Source organism: Pseudomonas sp. JL23 (assembly GCF_056933585.1).
The window spans coordinates 5,152,110-5,167,874 of record NZ_CM167795.1; the positions used below are offsets into that span (position 1 = coordinate 5,152,110).

The following is a 15,765-nucleotide window of genomic DNA, read 5'->3' on the forward strand; positions in this document are numbered from 1 at the left end:
AACCGGTCCCACTGGATCAGGTCAGACTGTCATCAATCACCAACACCACCTTGCCCGACACCTGATTGGTCGCAAGCTCGGCAAACGCCGCTTCGGCGTCAGTGATGGCGAAGGTTCTGGCCAGTTGCGGGCTCAGTCGGCCTTCGCTGAACAGCGGCCAGACGTGCTGGCCCAGATCGCTCAACAGATCGGCCTTGAACTGATCGCTGCGGCTGCGCAGGGTCGAACCGAGAATCTGAATGCGCTTGCCCAACACCTGGGCAAAATCCAGCTCGGCCTTGCGCCCGCCCATCAAACCGATCAGCACCAGGCGCCCGTCGACACCCAGCACCTTGAGGTTCAGCGCGGCATAGTTGGCACCGACCGGGTCGAGCACAACGTCGAAAGGCGCGAAGTCGCTGAGGCTGTCCAGACTCTCGTCACGGATCGCCCCGCCTTGGGCGCCCAGCGCTTCACAGTAGGCCAGACGCTCGGCCGAACCGACGCTGACCCAGACCGGGTTGCCAAAGGCCTTGCACAGCTGAATACCGGCTGAACCAACGCCACTTGCGCCGGCGTGCAGCAAAACTTTTTCACCGGGCTTGAGGCCTGCCAGCTGGAACAGATTCAGCCAGGCCGTGGCATAAACTTCCGGGATCCCCGCCGCTTCAGCCAGGCTGATGCCCTCGGGCACCGCCAGCACATGACGCGCATCGACCACCACTTCTTCAGCCATGGCGCCGCCCGCAACCAACGCACAGACGCGGTCGCCGACCTGCCAGGCCGTGCCGGAGCCGACTTCGGCAATCACCCCGGAGCACTCCATGCCGAGGATCTGCGTCACCCCCGGCGGCGGCGGATACAGTCCCGCGCGCTGCAATAAATCGGCGCGATTCAAACCGGCAGCGGCCACCTTGATCCGAACCTGACCCACATCAAGGGCCGGACTCGGCTCCTCGACCCATTCCACATGACCGTCAACGCCTTGCAATGCCTTCACAGTGCCTCCATAGTGAGTCTGGACTGAGCCCGGAGCTAGTAAACGACCGGGCTTTTTGCATTATGCGACCGGATCCGACGGAGCCGGCGACTTCAAAGACGGCCTAATATGCGTTATCAATTGTCCCCGCGTCGAATCGGCATGAAGCATTTTCTACCAGGCAGCGCCCTCGCCCTTGTCATCGGCCTCAGCGTCCTGCCAATGTCCGCCAGCACTTTTGCCGCCAACAGCTGGGATAATCTTCAGCCTGACCGCGATGAAACCATTGCCAGCCTGAACATCGTCGAGCTGCTCAAACGGCACCACTACAGCAAGCCGCCGCTTGACGACAAGCGCTCGGTGATCATCTACCAGAGCTACCTGAAACTGCTCGATCCGGCACGCAGCTACTTCCTGGCCAGCGATATCGCCGAGTTCGACAAGTGGCAGACTCAGTTCGACGACTTCCTCAAGAGCGGCGACCTGAACCCCGGCTTCACCATCTACAAGCGTTATCTGGACCGCATCAAGTCGCGTCTGGACTTCGCCCTGGCCGAGCTGAGCAAGGGCGTCGACAAGATCGACCTCAACACCCACGAAACCCTGCTGATCGAACGCAAGGACGCCGCCTGGCCGAAGAACGAAGCCGAGCTGGACGACCTTTGGCGCAAGCGCGTCAAGGATGAGGTGTTGCGCCTGAAGATCGCAGGCAAAGACCCGGCGAAAATCCAGGAAACCCTGACCAAGCGCTACAAGAATCAATTGGCGCGTCTGTCCCAGACCCGCGCCGAGGATATCTTCCAGGCGTACATCAACACCTTTGCGATGTCCTACGACCCGCATACCAATTACCTGTCGCCAGAAAGCGCGGAAAACTTCGATATCAACATGAGCCTGTCGCTCGAAGGTATCGGTGCCGTACTGCAAAGCGACAACGACAACGTCAAGATCGTGCGCCTGGTTCCGGCCGGCCCCGCCGACAAGACCAAGCAGGTTGCACCCGCCGACAAGATCGTCGGTGTCGCCCAGGGCGACAAGGAAATGGTCGACGTGATCGGCTGGCGCCTGGATGAAGTGGTCAAGCTGATCCGCGGGCCGAAAGGTTCGGTGGTCCGCCTGGAAGTGATCCCGGCCAGCAATGCACCGAACGACCAGACCAGCAAGATCGTGCCGATCACCCGTGAAGCGGTGAAGCTTGAAGAGCAGGCGGCGAAGAAATCCATCCTGCACCTGAACCAGGACGGCCGTGACTACAAGCTCGGCGTGATCGACATCCCGGCTTTCTACCTGGACTTCAAGGCCTACCGTGCCGGCGACCCCGAGTACAAGAGCACCACCCGCGACGTGAAGAAACTGCTGACCGAGCTGCAGGCTGAGAAGGTCGATGGCGTGGTTCTGGATCTGCGCAACAACGGTGGTGGTTCGTTGCAGGAAGCCACCGAGCTGACCAGCCTGTTCATCGACAAGGGCCCGACCGTGCTGGTGCGTAACGCCGACGGCAAGGTCGACGTTCTCGAAGACGAAGACAGCGGCGCCTTCTACAAAGGCCCGATGGCTCTGCTGGTCAATCGCCTCTCGGCGTCGGCCTCGGAGATTTTCGCCGGCGCCATGCAGGACTACCACCGCGCGTTGATCATCGGCGGCCAGACCTTCGGCAAAGGCACCGTGCAGACCATTCAGCCGCTGAACCATGGCGAGCTGAAGCTGACCCTGGCCAAGTTCTACCGCGTCTCCGGCCAGAGCACCCAGCATCAGGGCGTACTGCCGGACATTTCCTACCCGTCGATCATCGACACCAAGGAAATCGGCGAGAGCGCCCTGCCTGAGGCCATGGCCTACGACACGATCAAACCGGCCATCAAGCCCGTAGTCGATCCGTTCAAGCCGTTCCTGGCGCAGTTGCAGGCCCGTCACGACGCCCGTTCGGCCAAGGACGCCGAGTTTGTCTTCGTCGAAGAGAAACTGGCCCTGGCCAAAAAGCTGATGAGCGAAAAAACCGTCAGCCTCAACGAAGCCGATCGTCGCGCCGAACACGCTCGCATCGAAAACGAGCAACTGGTGATGGAAAACACCCGCCGCAAGGCCAAGGGTGAAGCACCGCTCAAGGAACTCAAAAAGGAAGACGAAGACGCTCTGCCGCCGGACGATTCCAAGACCAAACCGGAAGACGACGCCTACCTGTCGGAAACCGGGCGAATCCTGATCGACTATCTCGGCTTGAACTCGTCTGTGGCCAATAAATAAAGGCCGAAACCGATGACGGAGAGTCTTTCGTCATCAAACAGTCATGAATCTGTCGTGAAATAACGGGGCTGGGCGGCTTGATCGCCCAGCCCCTTTTTTTGAACCGAGATTGCCATGACCGTGACCGAGCAGCTGAGCGCCTTGAGTTCAATTCTGGCTCAACGTGATCTATCCAGCCTGTTCCAACCTATCGTTTCACTGTCGGAACGCCGCATCCTCGGCTACGAAGCCTTGACTCGCGGTCCATCCAACAGCTCACTGCATTCTCCTGTCAGCCTGTTCGCCGTGGCGCGTCAGGCCGGACGCTTGAGCGAGCTGGAACTGGCCTGCCGGGAAAGCGCCTGCCGCCGTTTCGCCGAGCAGAATCTGGACGGCAAGCTGTTCCTCAACATCTCCCCCGAATCCCTGCTCGAAGCCTCGCACCCGCCGGGTCGCACCCTGCAACTGCTGCAACGCTACGGCATCGAGCCGAAGAACGTTGTGATCGAGCTGACCGAGCAGACCCCCACCGATGACTTCGAGCTGCTCTACAACGCACTGCATCACTATCGCGACATGGGTTTCTCCATCGCCCTGGACGACCTCGGTGCGGGCTACTCAAGCCTGCGCCTGTGGTCAGAACTGCGCCCCGACTATGTAAAGATCGACCGCCACTTCATCGACGGCATCCATCAGGACGCGGTCAAGCGCGAGTTCGTCGGCTCCATGCTGCAAATGGCCAAGGCCTCCCGGGCACTGGTGATCGCCGAAGGCATCGAGTTGCCGGAAGAACTGGCGGTGCTGATCGACATGGGCGTGGACCTAGTTCAGGGCTACCTGCTCTGCCGCCCCCAGGAGCTGCCGCCGCGGGATGCACGGGTGATGCTGTCCAGGCTTGAGCCCCTAGGTTCGCCGAACATGGCCGACGAAAGCGCCGATCTCAGCGCCCTGCTGATCGAACAGCCCGCTGTGGACCAGACAACACCTACCGCCAACGTCCTCGAAGCCTTCCGCAAGCAGGCCAATCTCAATTCCCTGGCAGTGCTGGACAGTCAGTCGCAGCCGGTCGGTATCGTGCATCGGCATTCGCTGTCCGATGTGCTGCTGCAACCCTTTGCCACCGAACTGTTTGCGCGCAAGCCGATCAGCCGCCTGATGAGCGACGATTTCCTTGCCGTGGAACTGAATCAGTCGCTGCAACAGGTCAGCCGCCTGATCACCAGCCGCGCCCGGCAACGGATCGAAGAAGATTTTGTCATCACCCTCAACGGGGCCTACCTGGGCCTGGGACGGGTGATCGACGTGCTCAAGCTGATCACCGAATTGAAGATCCAGCAGGCCCGCTACGCCAACCCGCTGACCCTGCTGCCCGGCAACGTGCCGATCCAGCAGTGTCTGACGCGCCTGCTGCAACAAGGGCGCGAGTCGATGATTTGCTACGTGGATATCGACAGCTTCAAGCCGTTCAACGATATCTACGGCTACGGGCGCGGCGATGAAGTGCTGTTGTGCCTGGCCCAGTGCCTGAACGACCGCATCGACCCCAGCCGCGATTTCGTCGGCCATATTGGCGGCGATGACTTTCTCATGGTGCTGGGCTCGGACGACTGGCGCAAGCGTCTGAACCATCTGCTGGAAGACTTCCAGAACCAGTGCCGGCGCTTCTACCGCGCCGAACACCTGGAAGCCGGCTGCTTCATCGCCCTGAACCGCCAGGGCCAGCGTCAGGAGTTTCCCTTGCTGTCCTTGTCCATCGGCGTGGTGCACCTGCGCCCGGAAGCCTGCACTCTGGTCGATGCCAGCCAGTTGGCCGAGCTGGCTTCACAGGCCAAGCACTACGCCAAGGATGTACCGGGAGCGAGTGTGCATGTGATTGATCTGCGGGATGTGGATCTGACCCAGAAATTGGCCTGAACCGCGACCCCGTGGGACCCGGATGCAATCCTGTGGGACCGGCTTCAGCCGGGAAGGCCATGGTGCAGCAATAAAGATATGTCGACCCTTTCCCGGCTAAAGCCGGTCCCACAAGTTACTCCGCCACCGGATAACTGAACTCGAATACCCGCACCACTTCCGAAGCATGCCACGACGCCGCAGCGACGCCATCGGACGGCCCGGAAAAACGTCCAAGTCGTTCGGCACACTCGAAAAAACCAGTCCGCGGTAACCGACTGGCGCCCTGGCTGATCACCAGGGAGCTGCGCAGCGGCTGTTCGGCGCGGGCATCCAGTGCGGCCAGGTGTTCAAGGGCCGCAGTCAGGGTCTGCATGGCCGGGCTGGGCAGGTGCAGGCGTTCGAGCAGCGCGCGGTAGGTCAGCAGATGACGCTGGCGGCGCGCCTGGTCCAGCTCCGTCAGCAGCGCGTCCCAATGCTGGCGGCTGATGCGCACGCTCATGGCGTATCCCTCCAGCCCGCCACGCCCAACTCCCAGGCCAGACTGCGGCGAATCGCGGCGTCCGGTAGACGCTCACCGCTTTCGATCATTTGCAGATAGGAGGGGCTGATACCGACGGTACGGGCCAATTGAGCAAGCTCCAGGCCCTTGGCAGTGCGCAGGGCGCCGAGCTGTTCGAAGCCGGGCAGTTCGCCTTCGGTAGCGGCGGCCGCAGCCTGTGGTGTTGGCGCAGAGGCAAGACCGGCGGCCTTGAGCAAGGCCTGGTACTGCGCCCATGGCAAGACCGCGTATTCTGGCTCTCCATCACGAGAAATGACCTGAAGATCCATACAACCCCCAACAACTGTGCAATTAGGCATATCCATGTACCGGCATCTTAACAGCGCTCGGGGGCGGTACGCCTGTACTTACTTGCCATGAACATATCTAGTCGCCGCTATGGGGCAAATCCTTGGACTTTTCCTGTTCCAGCAAAGCCTGGTTGGCCGGCAGGCGCTCGACCACCGCGAGCTTCTCCGGAACCTGCCGGGCTCGCCAGGCGCGGAAGGCATCCAGTTCGGCCTCGAGGCTTTTCATGACCCAGGCCAGTACGGCGATATCGTCGAGCATGCCGATGCCGGGAATCCAGTCAGGAATAGCGTCCAGAGGGCTGAGAAAGTACATCAGCCCCGCCACTACCGAGAGAATCGCCTTCGGGCTGATGGCACGGTACTCACCCCGCCAATAGGCCAGGCACAGGGCCTGCAACAGGCGCAGATCTTCCTTGAGCTTGCCCAAGCGACTGCCCTCGCTGGCGCCCTTGCGCGCCACGGCAAACAACAGGCCCGGCAAGCGCCCGGCCGCCATCAGACGACGGGCCATGGGTAGATAGCGCAGGATATTCCATGGTGCTTTCATGATTTGTCCCCTGAAACATCTGAATGGTGGAGTCGGTGGGACCGGCTTTAGCCGGGAAGGCAATGCTATCGGCGCTGAAAATCTATCGACCTCACAGCCCATTCCCGGCTAAAGCCGGTCCCACAAGGTTCTCCTACAGCAATACACGCATCCGTGCTTTTTCCATGACAAGGTTATCCACACATCCTGTGGATAACCTTGTGAACAGCAGCGTAATAAAACGCCAGAACCCCCGTTCTACAGGGCCTGGGCTTAAATCGGGCATTTTTTACTCACATAAAAAAAACCTATAAATTCGTTGACTTAGGCTTGTTCAGAAGTTACCCACAGCGTTTATCCACCGTTTTACTGGATCGTCTGACAATCCCGCTCCTTCGAAGGACTTTATCCGCTAATTGGGACTGTCCGACCTCTCATCCGTTCGACGGCGTTCGACAAAAACGACAACGCCCCGTCGAAACGGGGCGTTGTCTTGTAGCCGGTAGAACGCTTACTTCTTGGCTGGAGCGTCGGCAGCCGGGGCTGCTTCTTCATCAGCATCGGCGCCTGGAGCTGGAGCGGCTGCCGGATCTTTGATGCCCAGCAGTTCCAGGTCGAAGACCAGAACCGAGTTGGCCGGGATCATCGGGCTTGGGCTTTGTGCGCCGTAAGCCAGTTCACTCGGGATGTAGAGCTTGATCTTCTCGCCTACGTGCATCAGTTGCAGGCCTTCGACCCACCCCGGAATCACGCCGCTGACCGGCAGATCGATCGGGCTGCCACGTTCAACCGAGCTGTCGAAGACCTTGCCATCGATCAGCTTGCCTTCGTAGTGAACGGTGACGACGTCGGTCGGCTTAGGCTGTGGGCCGTCGGCTTTCTTGACGATTTCGTATTGCAGGCCCGAAGCCGTGGTGGTTACACCGGCTTTCTTGGCGTTGTCGGCGAGGAATTTCTTGCCGGCGGCTGCCGACTCTTCGCTCATCTTGGTCAGGCGCTCTTCAGCACGCTTTTGCAGCGCGGCGAAAGCAGCAACCAGGTCTTCGTCTTTTAGTTTCTGTTCTTTCTTGCCGATGGCGTCTTCGATACCCAGGGCTACAGCCTTGGAGTCGAGATCGTCCATGCCTTCCTGAGCCAGGCTCTTGCCCATGTTCAGGCCGATGCCATAAGACGCTTTTTGTGCCGGGGTTTTCAGCTCAACGGTGCTGGCCTGCTTGTCACAACCCGCGAGTACCAGACCGACCAGGGCAATCGCCGCTGCCAACCGATGCTGTTTCATGCTGTTTCCTTGTTCATGCGCCAATAGGGCAAACGAGTAAAGCCGCGAGCTTATCAGTCCGCCGCGACCAATGGCTACCGGCATCAGAGAGGAAAAAGAGAGATAAGTTCAGGTATCCAAAGGTTTTCCCGGACAGTTGCCCCGCCGTTCAGTCGGGGTTCAGTCATCCACCCTGCTCGCCTGCGACCCGCTGTCGCATCTTTAGGCCTTGTGGGCGACAGGGCCGATGACCCTGTCGCCTGCGGATCAGACCAACTGGCCCAGTGCCGCTACGGTGAAGTCCTCGAGGCTGGCGCTGTCGCCGCCCTGCACTTTGCTGACCCAGCGCGGGTCGCTCAGCAGGGCGCGGCCGACGGCGATCAGGTCAAATTCATTGCGCTCCAGGCGCTGGACCAGATTGTCCAGGCTGGCAGGCGACGAAGACTGGCCGGTGGTGAAGGTATCGACGAAGTCGCCGGACAAGCCGACCGAACCGACGCTGATGGTCGCCGCGCCGGTGAGTTTCTTCGCCCAACCGGCGAAATTCAGCCCTTGCTCGCCGTCGAGTTCCGGAAATTCCGCTTCCCAGAAACGCCGTTGCGAGCAGTGCAGCACGTCGACGCCCGCTTCTACCAACGGCAACAGCCAGTCGGTCATGGCGTCCGGCGTGGTGGCCAGGCGCGAGGTGAAGTCCTGTTGCTTCCACTGGCTGACCCGCAGGATCAGCGGGAATTCAGGGCCGACAGCCTGACGGATAGCCTTGACCACTTCAGCGGCAAATCGCGAACGCTGCTTGAGGGTCGCGCCGCCGAACGCATCAGTGCGCAGGTTGGTGCCTTCCCAGAAGAACTGGTCGATCAGGTAACCGTGGGCGCCGTGAATTTCCACGGTGTCGAAACCCAGGGTCTTGGCATCCAGGGCGGCTTGGGCGAACGCGGCGATGGTGTCGGCAATGGCGTTGTCACTCATGATCTCGCCACGGGGCGTGCCAGGCGCCACCAGACCCGAAGGGCTTTCTACCGGGCTGTCCGGTACCCAGTCAGTCTGGGTGCTCGGCACAGAGCCCGTATGCCAGATCTGCGGCCCCATCTTGCCACCTGCGGCGTGCACGCCATTGATGACCTGCTGCCAGCCGGCCAGGGCCGCTTCACCGTGAAAGAAAGGAATACCCGGCTGATTGCGCGCAGCCGGACGGTTGATCACTGTGCCTTCGGAGAGGATCAGGCCGACGTCCGCCTCGGCGCGACGGCGATAGTAAGCGGCGATATTGCTGTCCGGCACGCCTTCGGGGGCGAAGGAGCGGGTCATCGGCGCCATGACAATACGGTTCTTCAACGCCAGAGATTTCACCTGGAAAGGCTGGAACAGTGCAGCGACATTTTGTGCGGTCATACCAGGACGCTCCAATTTCGTGAAGGCGCTATGGTATCTTCCGGATACTTAATATCAATCAGGCACTTTTATGAAACCAGGTATCCACGAGGAAACTGCTGACGCCCAGCAACCACCGGTCTTTCACGCCAACTGCTCCAGCCGCCTGCTACTGGACCAGATCGCCGATAAATGGTCGATTCTGGTGATTGCCGCGCTGTGCGCCTCGCCCACGCGCTTCAACGTGATCCGCCGTCGGCTGGAGGGCATCACGCAAAAGTCTCTGACCCAGACCCTGCGACGCCTGGAACGCAATGGCATGATCGCCCGCCGGGTCATTACCGACTCACCGATTGCGGTCGAGTACAGCATCACGCCCTTGGGCCAGAGCCTGAAGGCGCCCTTCCAGATGCTCTACGCCTGGACCGAGCAGCACAAACAGCAGGTCGAACAGGCACAGCAGGCATTCGATCAACGCACGACCCAGACAGAGCCGGCATGACCGCTTAGGGCAATGGCTTCAGCCTTCCAGCGTGCGCGCCAGGTCTCTTGCCGATTGCAGGGGTTGGGGGCTGGCGATGACCTGGCGCATGACATCGCGCAGGTCATTGGGAAGTTGTTCCATGCAACGCCGCGCCGAGGCACGCACAGCGTCGTCTGTTCCATGGATACGCGCGGCCAGCAGCAATACCAGGGTGGCGTCCGAAAGATTCATGGCAGGGTCCAGAAGAAATCCGCAGCGAAGTTTACTGGGTCTTGCGGCACTACATACCACGACTTTATTGCAGATAGCGCGAAACAGTAGTTCAATAATTCCATCAAACAACTGTTCGAAATGCCGCAAGCCTGTTAATTGCTTGATTTGACTTGAGAAGTCACCGCGCTACCGGATCTGGATCAATATCTGCCCAAATGGGATCTGCCGATAAAAATCGCAGGCAACAAAAAAGCGACCCTAAAGTCGCTTCTCTGGTCGATATGAGGAGTTCAAGGGCCTCGTATCTCAATATGGCGCAGCGGACGGGACTCGAACCCGCGACCCCCGGCGTGACAGGCCGGTATTCTAACCGACTGAACTACCGCTGCGCGTAACACCTTTTACATCGAGTGGTGGGTGATGACGGGATCGAACCGCCGACCCGCTGCTTGTAAGGCAGCTGCTCTCCCGGCTGAGCTAATCACCCATGTCTCTCGGTGTGGCGCGCATTCTACGGAGCGACCTCACCTCTGGCAAGCACTTTTTGAAATAAATTTTATAATCCTTCCAAAGGCTTAGCGCAGGGTTGGCCGCAGGGGCCGGGCAGCTAATAATGCCCCCCTTTGTATAGAAGGAGAGACATACCCCATGTGGTTCAAAAACCTGCTTGTCTATCGCCTGACCCAGGATCTGCCGTTCGACGCCGAGGCGCTGGAAACTGCACTGGCGACCAAACTGGCGCGCCCCTGTGCCAGCCAGGAGTTGACCACTTACGGTTTCGTCGCCCCTTTCGGTAAAGGTGCTGACGCTCCACTGGTTCACGTCAGCGGCGACTTCCTGCTGATCGCGGCCCGTAAAGAAGAACGCATCCTGCCCGGCAGCGTCGTGCGCGATGCCCTTAAAGAGAAGGTCGAGGAGATCGAAGCCGAGCAGATGCGCAAGGTCTATAAGAAGGAGCGCGATCAGCTCAAGGATGAAATCATCCAGGCCTTCCTGCCCCGTGCCTTTATTCGTCGCTCGTCCACCTTCGCCGCCATCGCGCCGAAACAGGGCCTGATCCTGGTCAACAGCGCCAGCCCCAAGCGCGCCGAAGACCTGCTGTCGACCCTGCGTGAAGTGATCGGCACGCTGCCGGTGCGGCCGCTGACCGTCAAGACCGCGCCAACTGCGATCATGACCGACTGGGTCAAGACCCAGAAAGCCGCCGACAACTTCTTCGTCCTCGACGAATGCGAGCTGCGCGATACCCACGAAGATGGCGGCATCGTCCGGTGCAAGCGCCAGGACCTGACCAGCGACGAGATCCAGCTGCACCTGAGCACCGGCAAAGTGGTGACCCAGCTGTCTCTGGCGTGGATGGACAAACTGTCCTTCGTGCTCGACGACAAAATGGTGGTCAAGCGCCTGAAGTTCGAAGACCTGCTGCAGGATCAGGCCGAACAGGACGGCGGCGAAGAAGCCCTGGGCCAACTCGACGCCAGCTTCACCCTGATGATGCTGACCTTCGGCGAGTTCCTGCCGGAGCTGTTCGAGGCCCTGGGTGGCGAGGAGATTCCCCAGGGGATCTGACCAGCGAACACGCACCAATCATGTGGGACCGGCTTTAGCCGGGAAGACGCAGGCATGATCGATACATTTCTATCATCTGCCATATTGCCTTCCCGGCTAAAGCCGGTCCCACCTACACCTGCCTCAACAATAAATAAAAGGAGCGAGCCATGCGTGCCCTGGCTGCATTGAGTCGTTTTGTCGGTAATACCTTTGCATACTGGGTGCTGTTGTTCGCTGTCCTGGCGTTCCTGTTCCCGAGCTGGTTCATTGTCCTCAAGACCCTGATCGTGCCCCTGTTGGGCCTGGTCATGTTCGGCATGGGCCTGACCCTCAAGCTCGAAGATTTCTCTGAGGTCGTGCGCCATCCCTGGCGCGTGGCCCTGGGCGTCGTCGCCCACTTCGTGATCATGCCAGGCGTGGCCTGGCTGCTGTGCCAGCTGTTCCACCTGCCGCCGGAAATCGCCGTGGGCGTGATCCTCGTTGGCTGCTGCCCGAGCGGCACCTCGTCGAATGTCATGACCTGGCTGGCCAAGGGCGATCTGGCGCTGTCAGTGGCCATCGCCGCCGTCACCACCCTGCTCGCTCCGCTGCTGACCCCGGCACTGATCTGGCTGTTGGCCTCGGCCTGGCTGCCGGTGTCCTTCATGGAAATGTTCTGGTCGATCCTGCAACTGGTCATGCTGCCGATCGTCCTCGGCGTAATAGCCCAGCGCGTATTGGGGCAAAAAGTCAGCTACGCGGTGGACGTCCTGCCACTGATCTCGGTGGTGAGCATCGTCATGATCGTCTGCGCAGTGGTCGCCGCCAGTCAGGCGAAGATCGCCGAATCCGGCCTGCTGATCATGGCCGTGGTGATCCTGCACAACAGCTTCGGTTTCCTGCTGGGTTACTTCACCGGCAAGCTGTTCAAGCTGCCCCTGGCCCAGCGCAAGTCGCTGTCCCTGGAAGTCGGCATGCAGAACTCCGGCCTCGGCGCCGCCCTGGCCAGCGCCCACTTCTCACCACTGGCGGCGGTGCCGAGCGCGCTGTTCAGCGTCTGGCACAATATCTCCGGAGCGTTGCTGTCGACGTATTTCAGGAAGATGGAGCCTGACGCAGTAGTGAGCGAAGACAAGCCGGTCTTGAACTGAGTCCCTGCGGAAGTGGTTTTATGTGGGACCGGCTTTAGCCGGGAAAGAGCCGGCACAGACGCTGCATTTGCTTGGCCAGGAAGGACGTCTTCCCGGCTGAAGCCGGTCCCACAAAACCCTGCTTCAAATCATGAATTTGTTGCTAGCGCACATCCCCACGCAACGCCGCCACCCGCTCCCGGGCACTGGCTGGCACCGCATCCTCACCTTCCAGCGGCGCCCCTGCCACCACCGTCACTCGTGACCAGAAGCGGCGGAACAAGCCCTTCTGCGGATCACGACTGAAGAAGCTGCCCCACAGCCCCTGCAACGCCAGGGGAATCACCGGCACCGGCGTCTCTTTGAGAATCCGCGTCATGCCGCCCTTGAATTCGTCGATCTCGCCATCCCCGGTCAACTTGCCTTCCGGAAAGATGCACACCAGTTCACCGTCGCGCAGGTACTGGCCGATGCGCTCGAACGCGCGCTCGAAGACCTTGATGTCCTCGCTGCGTCCGGCAATCGGGATGGCCCCGGCGGTGCGGAAGATAAAGTTGAGCACCGGCAGGTTGTAGATTTTGTAGTACATGACAAAGCGAATCGGCCGACGCACTGCCCCGGTGATCAATAGAGCGTCGACGAAGGACACATGGTTGCACACCAGCAGTGCCGCGCCTTCATCGGGAATCCGCTCCAGCTCACGGTGTTCGACGCGGTACATGGAATGGCTGAGCAGCCAGATCATGAAACGCATGGTGAACTCGGGGACGATCTTGAAGATGTAGGTGTTGACCGCGATGTTCATCAGCGACACCACCAGGAACAGCTCCGGAATCGGTAGTTTGAGCAGGCTGAGAAAGACGATGGAGAACAGCGCCGAGATCACCATGAACAGGGCGTTGAGGATGTTGTTCGCGGCAATCACCCGGGAACGCTGGTTCTCCGGGGTGCGCGACTGGATCAGCGCATACAGCGGCACGATATAGAAGCCGCCAAACAGCCCCAGGCCCATGATGTCAAACAGCACCCACCAGGCTTGGCCATGGCCGAGCAGGGTCAGCCAGTCATAGGCCAGCGCATCCTGCGCCAGAGCACCGGAATGCCACCACAGCAGCAGGCCGAAAACGGTCAGGCCGAACGAGCCAAAAGGCACCAGGCCGATTTCCACTTTGTGCCCCGACAGCCGCTCGCAGAGCATGGAGCCGGCCGCGATGCCAATGGAGAACACGGTGAGAATCAGGGTGACCACGGTCTCATCGCCATACAGCCACTCTTTGGCGTAGGCCGGAATCTGCGTCAGATAAATCGCCCCGACGAACCAAAACCACGAGTTGCCGACAATCGAGCGCGACACCGCAGGCGTCTGCCCCAGGCCCATGCGCAGGGTCGCCCAGGACTGGCTGAAGATATTCCAGTTGAGGACCATCTCCGGCGCAGCGGCCGCAGCGCGAGGAATGCTGCGACTGGCGAAGTAGCCCAGGCCCGCGGTCAGAATCATCGCCGTGGCGACAATCGGCGCGTAGTGACCGGACGACATCATGATCCCGGCACCAATGGTCCCCGCCAGAATCGCCAGGAAGGTGCCCATCTCCACCAGACCATTGCCGCCCACCAGCTCCTCTTCGCGCAGGTGCTGGGGCAGGATCGAATACTTCACCGGGCCGAACAGCGACGAGTGGGTGCCCATGGCAAACAGCGCCACCAGCATCAGCCACAGGTGATCGAACAGAAAGCCCAGGGCGGCCACCACCATAATGGCGATCTCGCCCAGCTTGATCAGGCGGATCAGCGCGTCCTTGGCGTACTTTTCGCCGAACTGCCCGGCCAGGGCCGAGAACAGAAAGAACGGCAGAATAAACAGCAGCGCGCAGAGGTTGACCCAGATGGAGCGATCCCCGGTGATGCTCAATTTGTAGAGGATCGCCAGGATCAGCGACTGCTTGAAAATATTGTCGTTGAACGCCCCGAGGGACTGGGTAATGAAAAACGGCAGGAAGCGCCGGGTTCCAAGTAATTTGAATTGTGACGGTTGGCTCATCATCCGTGGTCCTGAATGGCTCGTGCGCCATTGAAGACGTTAAGCCGCCGGATGTCGATAGCTCTCTAACCGTCGGTGCGTTTACACAGACCGGCGATACATGGCGAAACAAACAACTCGCCACGCCAGGCACCGCGCAGAGTCCGGCTCATGATCAGCAGCCAGAGCAGCGCCAGACAGACCACCAGGCCCTCCCCCATCACCGTAAAGAAGCCCAAATGCAGAGTCGTCGCCAGCTTCAGCGTGGCCGTGGCATAGACCCCCAACGGAAAGGTAAACCCCCACCAGCCCAGGTTGAACGGAATGCCGCTGCGCAGATAGCGCAGGGTGATCAGCACTGCCAGCAACATCCACCACAGGCCAAAGCCCCAAAGCGTGATCCCTGCCACCAGGCCAATGCCTTCGGCCATGGCGCCGACACTTTCAAGACTGTTGGCCGCAAAGATCACCGGGGCCTCGCTGCCGAGCAGCAGCATGCCCAATGCGCCGGTGCCGATGGGGCCCAGGGCCAGCCAGCTCGATGCCGCCATATTTTCGTGGGGCAGCTTGTGCAGGGCCATGCGCAATATAAGGATGGCGAGAATGCTGAACGCCACCGGCACCGAGAAGGCCCACAGCACATAACTGGTGATCAGCACATGAAACTGGGTGGTTGTATCGGCCAGATGCGGCGCCAGTTGCCCGCCACTGGCCGCCGCCACTTCCGCCGCCACCACCGGCAACAGCCAGACGGCGGTCATCTGATCGATGCTGTGTTCCTGACGGGTAAACATCATGAACGGAATCGCCACGCCACAGACCAGCGCCATGACCACATCCAGCCACCACAACCCTTCGATCAACGGCAGCAAGCCATCACCCCAACGGGGCAGGCCATAGAGCATGGCGCCGTTGATCAGCGTCGCCAGGCCCATGGGAATGGTGCCGAAGAACATCGATACCGTGGAATGCCCAAACACCCGCCGCGCCTCATCGAAAAACAGCACCCAGCGCGCGCCATACAAAAGGCTGAACAGCACAAACAGGACGATATTGAGCAGCCACAACGCCTCGCCCACGGCCCGCAGAGCGGCGAACTGGCCGAGCAGCAACGAGAGAATCCCCGTACCCATGGTCGCGGCGAACCAGTTGGGGGTGAAATGGCGGATCACATCCAGTGGCTGGCCAAGCTGGCTCAGGGGTCTGGCGGGGTAAAAGGCAATGCGGGTCATGGTGGGCTCCTGTCCTCTGGTGAGGTGGAGTCATGGTACGGTGGGCGGGCTTATCTACTAAGCGGGTAATATCTCTAT

The 15,765-nt window shown here is 60.4% G+C and carries 14 protein-coding genes and 2 tRNA genes; 5 read left to right on the plus strand and 11 right to left on the minus strand.

The annotated features are described in order from the left end of the window. Positions 1 to 16 precede the first annotated feature (16 nt). A complete protein-coding gene (locus AC1Z24_RS23720) occupies positions 17 to 979 on the minus strand; it encodes an NAD(P)H-quinone oxidoreductase (protein ID WP_483742952.1) in 963 nt (320 codons plus the stop codon). Positions 980 to 1,120: 141 nt separating this feature from the next. Here AC1Z24_RS23720 and AC1Z24_RS23725 point away from each other — a divergent pair, with 141 nt between their 5' ends. Beyond that, a complete protein-coding gene (locus AC1Z24_RS23725; protein ID WP_483742953.1) occupies positions 1,121 to 3,202 on the plus strand; it encodes a carboxy terminal-processing peptidase in 2,082 nt (693 codons plus the stop codon). Between the two features lie 114 nt (positions 3,203 to 3,316). Continuing rightward, positions 3,317 to 5,095 (plus strand): bifunctional diguanylate cyclase/phosphodiesterase, encoded by a 1,779-nt coding sequence (locus AC1Z24_RS23730; protein WP_483742954.1) that lies wholly within the window; start codon positions 3,317 to 3,319, stop codon positions 5,093 to 5,095. 115 nt (positions 5,096 to 5,210) lie between these two features. On the opposite strand, the gene AC1Z24_RS23735 is transcribed toward AC1Z24_RS23730, so the two are convergent. From AC1Z24_RS23735 to AC1Z24_RS23755, 5 genes are all read right to left on the minus strand, one after another. Continuing rightward, a complete protein-coding gene (locus AC1Z24_RS23735) occupies positions 5,211 to 5,576 on the minus strand; it encodes a hypothetical protein (RefSeq protein ID WP_483742955.1) in 366 nt (121 codons plus the stop codon). Then, on the minus strand, positions 5,573 to 5,905 hold the full coding sequence (locus AC1Z24_RS23740; RefSeq protein ID WP_483742956.1) for a helix-turn-helix domain-containing protein: 333 nt from the start codon (positions 5,903 to 5,905) through the stop codon (positions 5,573 to 5,575). Before AC1Z24_RS23740 ends, AC1Z24_RS23735 begins: the two co-directional genes overlap by 4 nt. A 97-nt stretch (positions 5,906 to 6,002) precedes the next feature. Continuing rightward, positions 6,003 to 6,473 carry a YkvA family protein gene (locus AC1Z24_RS23745; RefSeq protein WP_483742957.1) on the minus strand — a complete coding sequence of 157 codons (471 nt, stop codon included), beginning with the start codon at positions 6,471 to 6,473 and terminating at the stop codon, positions 6,003 to 6,005. 490 nt (positions 6,474 to 6,963) lie between these two features. Further along, positions 6,964 to 7,731, minus strand: coding sequence for a BamJ family beta-barrel-assembly machinery protein (gene bamJ / locus AC1Z24_RS23750; RefSeq protein WP_259102604.1), 768 nt, complete (start codon positions 7,729 to 7,731; stop codon positions 6,964 to 6,966). 246 nt (positions 7,732 to 7,977) lie between these two features. Further along, complete coding sequence (locus tag AC1Z24_RS23755) at positions 7,978 to 9,102, minus strand: NADH:flavin oxidoreductase (protein ID WP_483742958.1); 1,125 nt, start codon at positions 9,100 to 9,102, stop codon at positions 7,978 to 7,980. 70 nt (positions 9,103 to 9,172) lie between these two features. On the opposite strand from AC1Z24_RS23755, the gene AC1Z24_RS23760 reads away from it, so the two are divergent. Beyond that, positions 9,173 to 9,583, plus strand: coding sequence for a winged helix-turn-helix transcriptional regulator (locus AC1Z24_RS23760; protein WP_483742959.1), 411 nt, complete (start codon positions 9,173 to 9,175; stop codon positions 9,581 to 9,583). Positions 9,584 to 9,601: 18 nt separating this feature from the next. On the opposite strand, the gene AC1Z24_RS23765 is transcribed toward AC1Z24_RS23760, so the two are convergent. The 3 genes from AC1Z24_RS23765 to AC1Z24_RS23775 all read right to left on the minus strand — a co-directional run bounded on the left by AC1Z24_RS23765 (position 9,602) and on the right by AC1Z24_RS23775 (position 10,265). Beyond that, complete coding sequence (locus tag AC1Z24_RS23765) at positions 9,602 to 9,796, minus strand: DUF7740 domain-containing protein (RefSeq protein WP_259102609.1); 195 nt, start codon at positions 9,794 to 9,796, stop codon at positions 9,602 to 9,604. A 294-nt stretch (positions 9,797 to 10,090) separates the two neighbouring features. Continuing rightward, positions 10,091 to 10,167, minus strand: a tRNA-Asp gene (locus AC1Z24_RS23770). Between the two features lie 22 nt (positions 10,168 to 10,189). Continuing rightward, positions 10,190 to 10,265, minus strand: a tRNA-Val gene (locus tag AC1Z24_RS23775). A gap of 161 nt (positions 10,266 to 10,426) precedes the next feature. Between AC1Z24_RS23775 and rdgC the strand changes: the two genes are divergently transcribed. Together rdgC and AC1Z24_RS23785 are read left to right on the plus strand one after the other, a co-directional pair. Beyond that, positions 10,427 to 11,347, plus strand: a complete 921-nt coding sequence (gene rdgC / locus AC1Z24_RS23780) for a recombination-associated protein RdgC (RefSeq protein WP_259102611.1) — start codon at positions 10,427 to 10,429, stop codon at positions 11,345 to 11,347. Positions 11,348 to 11,496: 149 nt separating this feature from the next. Beyond that, entirely contained in the window at positions 11,497 to 12,459 is a 963-nt protein-coding gene (locus AC1Z24_RS23785; protein ID WP_483742960.1) for a bile acid:sodium symporter family protein, read from the plus strand. A 142-nt stretch (positions 12,460 to 12,601) separates the two neighbouring features. Here the strand turns inward: AC1Z24_RS23785 and AC1Z24_RS23790 are convergent, their stop codons facing one another. Beyond that, positions 12,602 to 14,476 (minus strand): MFS transporter, encoded by a 1,875-nt coding sequence (locus tag AC1Z24_RS23790; RefSeq protein ID WP_483742961.1) that lies wholly within the window; start codon positions 14,474 to 14,476, stop codon positions 12,602 to 12,604. 65 nt (positions 14,477 to 14,541) lie between these two features. Further along, entirely contained in the window at positions 14,542 to 15,687 is a 1,146-nt protein-coding gene (locus AC1Z24_RS23795; protein ID WP_483742962.1) for a TDT family transporter, read from the minus strand. Positions 15,688 to 15,765: the final 78 nt, after the last annotated feature.

What these genes read in the sequence shown, in the direction of transcription:
- AC1Z24_RS23725 (WP_483742953.1), top strand. Translation starts at nt 1,121, where the DNA reads ATGAAGCATTTTCTACCAGGCAGCGCCCTCGCCCTTGTCATCGGCCTC.
- AC1Z24_RS23730 (WP_483742954.1), top strand. Translation starts at nt 3,317, where the DNA reads ATGACCGTGACCGAGCAGCTGAGCGCCTTGAGTTCAATTCTGGCTCAA.
- AC1Z24_RS23735 (WP_483742955.1), bottom strand. Translation starts at nt 5,576, where the DNA reads ATGAGCGTGCGCATCAGCCGCCAGCATTGGGACGCGCTGCTGACGGAG.
- AC1Z24_RS23740 (WP_483742956.1), bottom strand. Translation starts at nt 5,905, where the DNA reads ATGGATCTTCAGGTCATTTCTCGTGATGGAGAGCCAGAATACGCGGTC.
- AC1Z24_RS23745 (WP_483742957.1), bottom strand. Translation starts at nt 6,473, where the DNA reads ATGAAAGCACCATGGAATATCCTGCGCTATCTACCCATGGCCCGTCGT.
- bamJ (WP_259102604.1), bottom strand. Translation starts at nt 7,731, where the DNA reads ATGAAACAGCATCGGTTGGCAGCGGCGATTGCCCTGGTCGGTCTGGTA.
- AC1Z24_RS23755 (WP_483742958.1), bottom strand. Translation starts at nt 9,102, where the DNA reads ATGACCGCACAAAATGTCGCTGCACTGTTCCAGCCTTTCCAGGTGAAA.
- AC1Z24_RS23760 (WP_483742959.1), top strand. Translation starts at nt 9,173, where the DNA reads ATGAAACCAGGTATCCACGAGGAAACTGCTGACGCCCAGCAACCACCG.
- AC1Z24_RS23765 (WP_259102609.1), bottom strand. Translation starts at nt 9,796, where the DNA reads ATGAATCTTTCGGACGCCACCCTGGTATTGCTGCTGGCCGCGCGTATC.
- rdgC (WP_259102611.1), top strand. Translation starts at nt 10,427, where the DNA reads ATGTGGTTCAAAAACCTGCTTGTCTATCGCCTGACCCAGGATCTGCCG.
- AC1Z24_RS23785 (WP_483742960.1), top strand. Translation starts at nt 11,497, where the DNA reads ATGCGTGCCCTGGCTGCATTGAGTCGTTTTGTCGGTAATACCTTTGCA.
- AC1Z24_RS23790 (WP_483742961.1), bottom strand. Translation starts at nt 14,476, where the DNA reads ATGAGCCAACCGTCACAATTCAAATTACTTGGAACCCGGCGCTTCCTG.
- AC1Z24_RS23795 (WP_483742962.1), bottom strand. Translation starts at nt 15,687, where the DNA reads ATGACCCGCATTGCCTTTTACCCCGCCAGACCCCTGAGCCAGCTTGGC.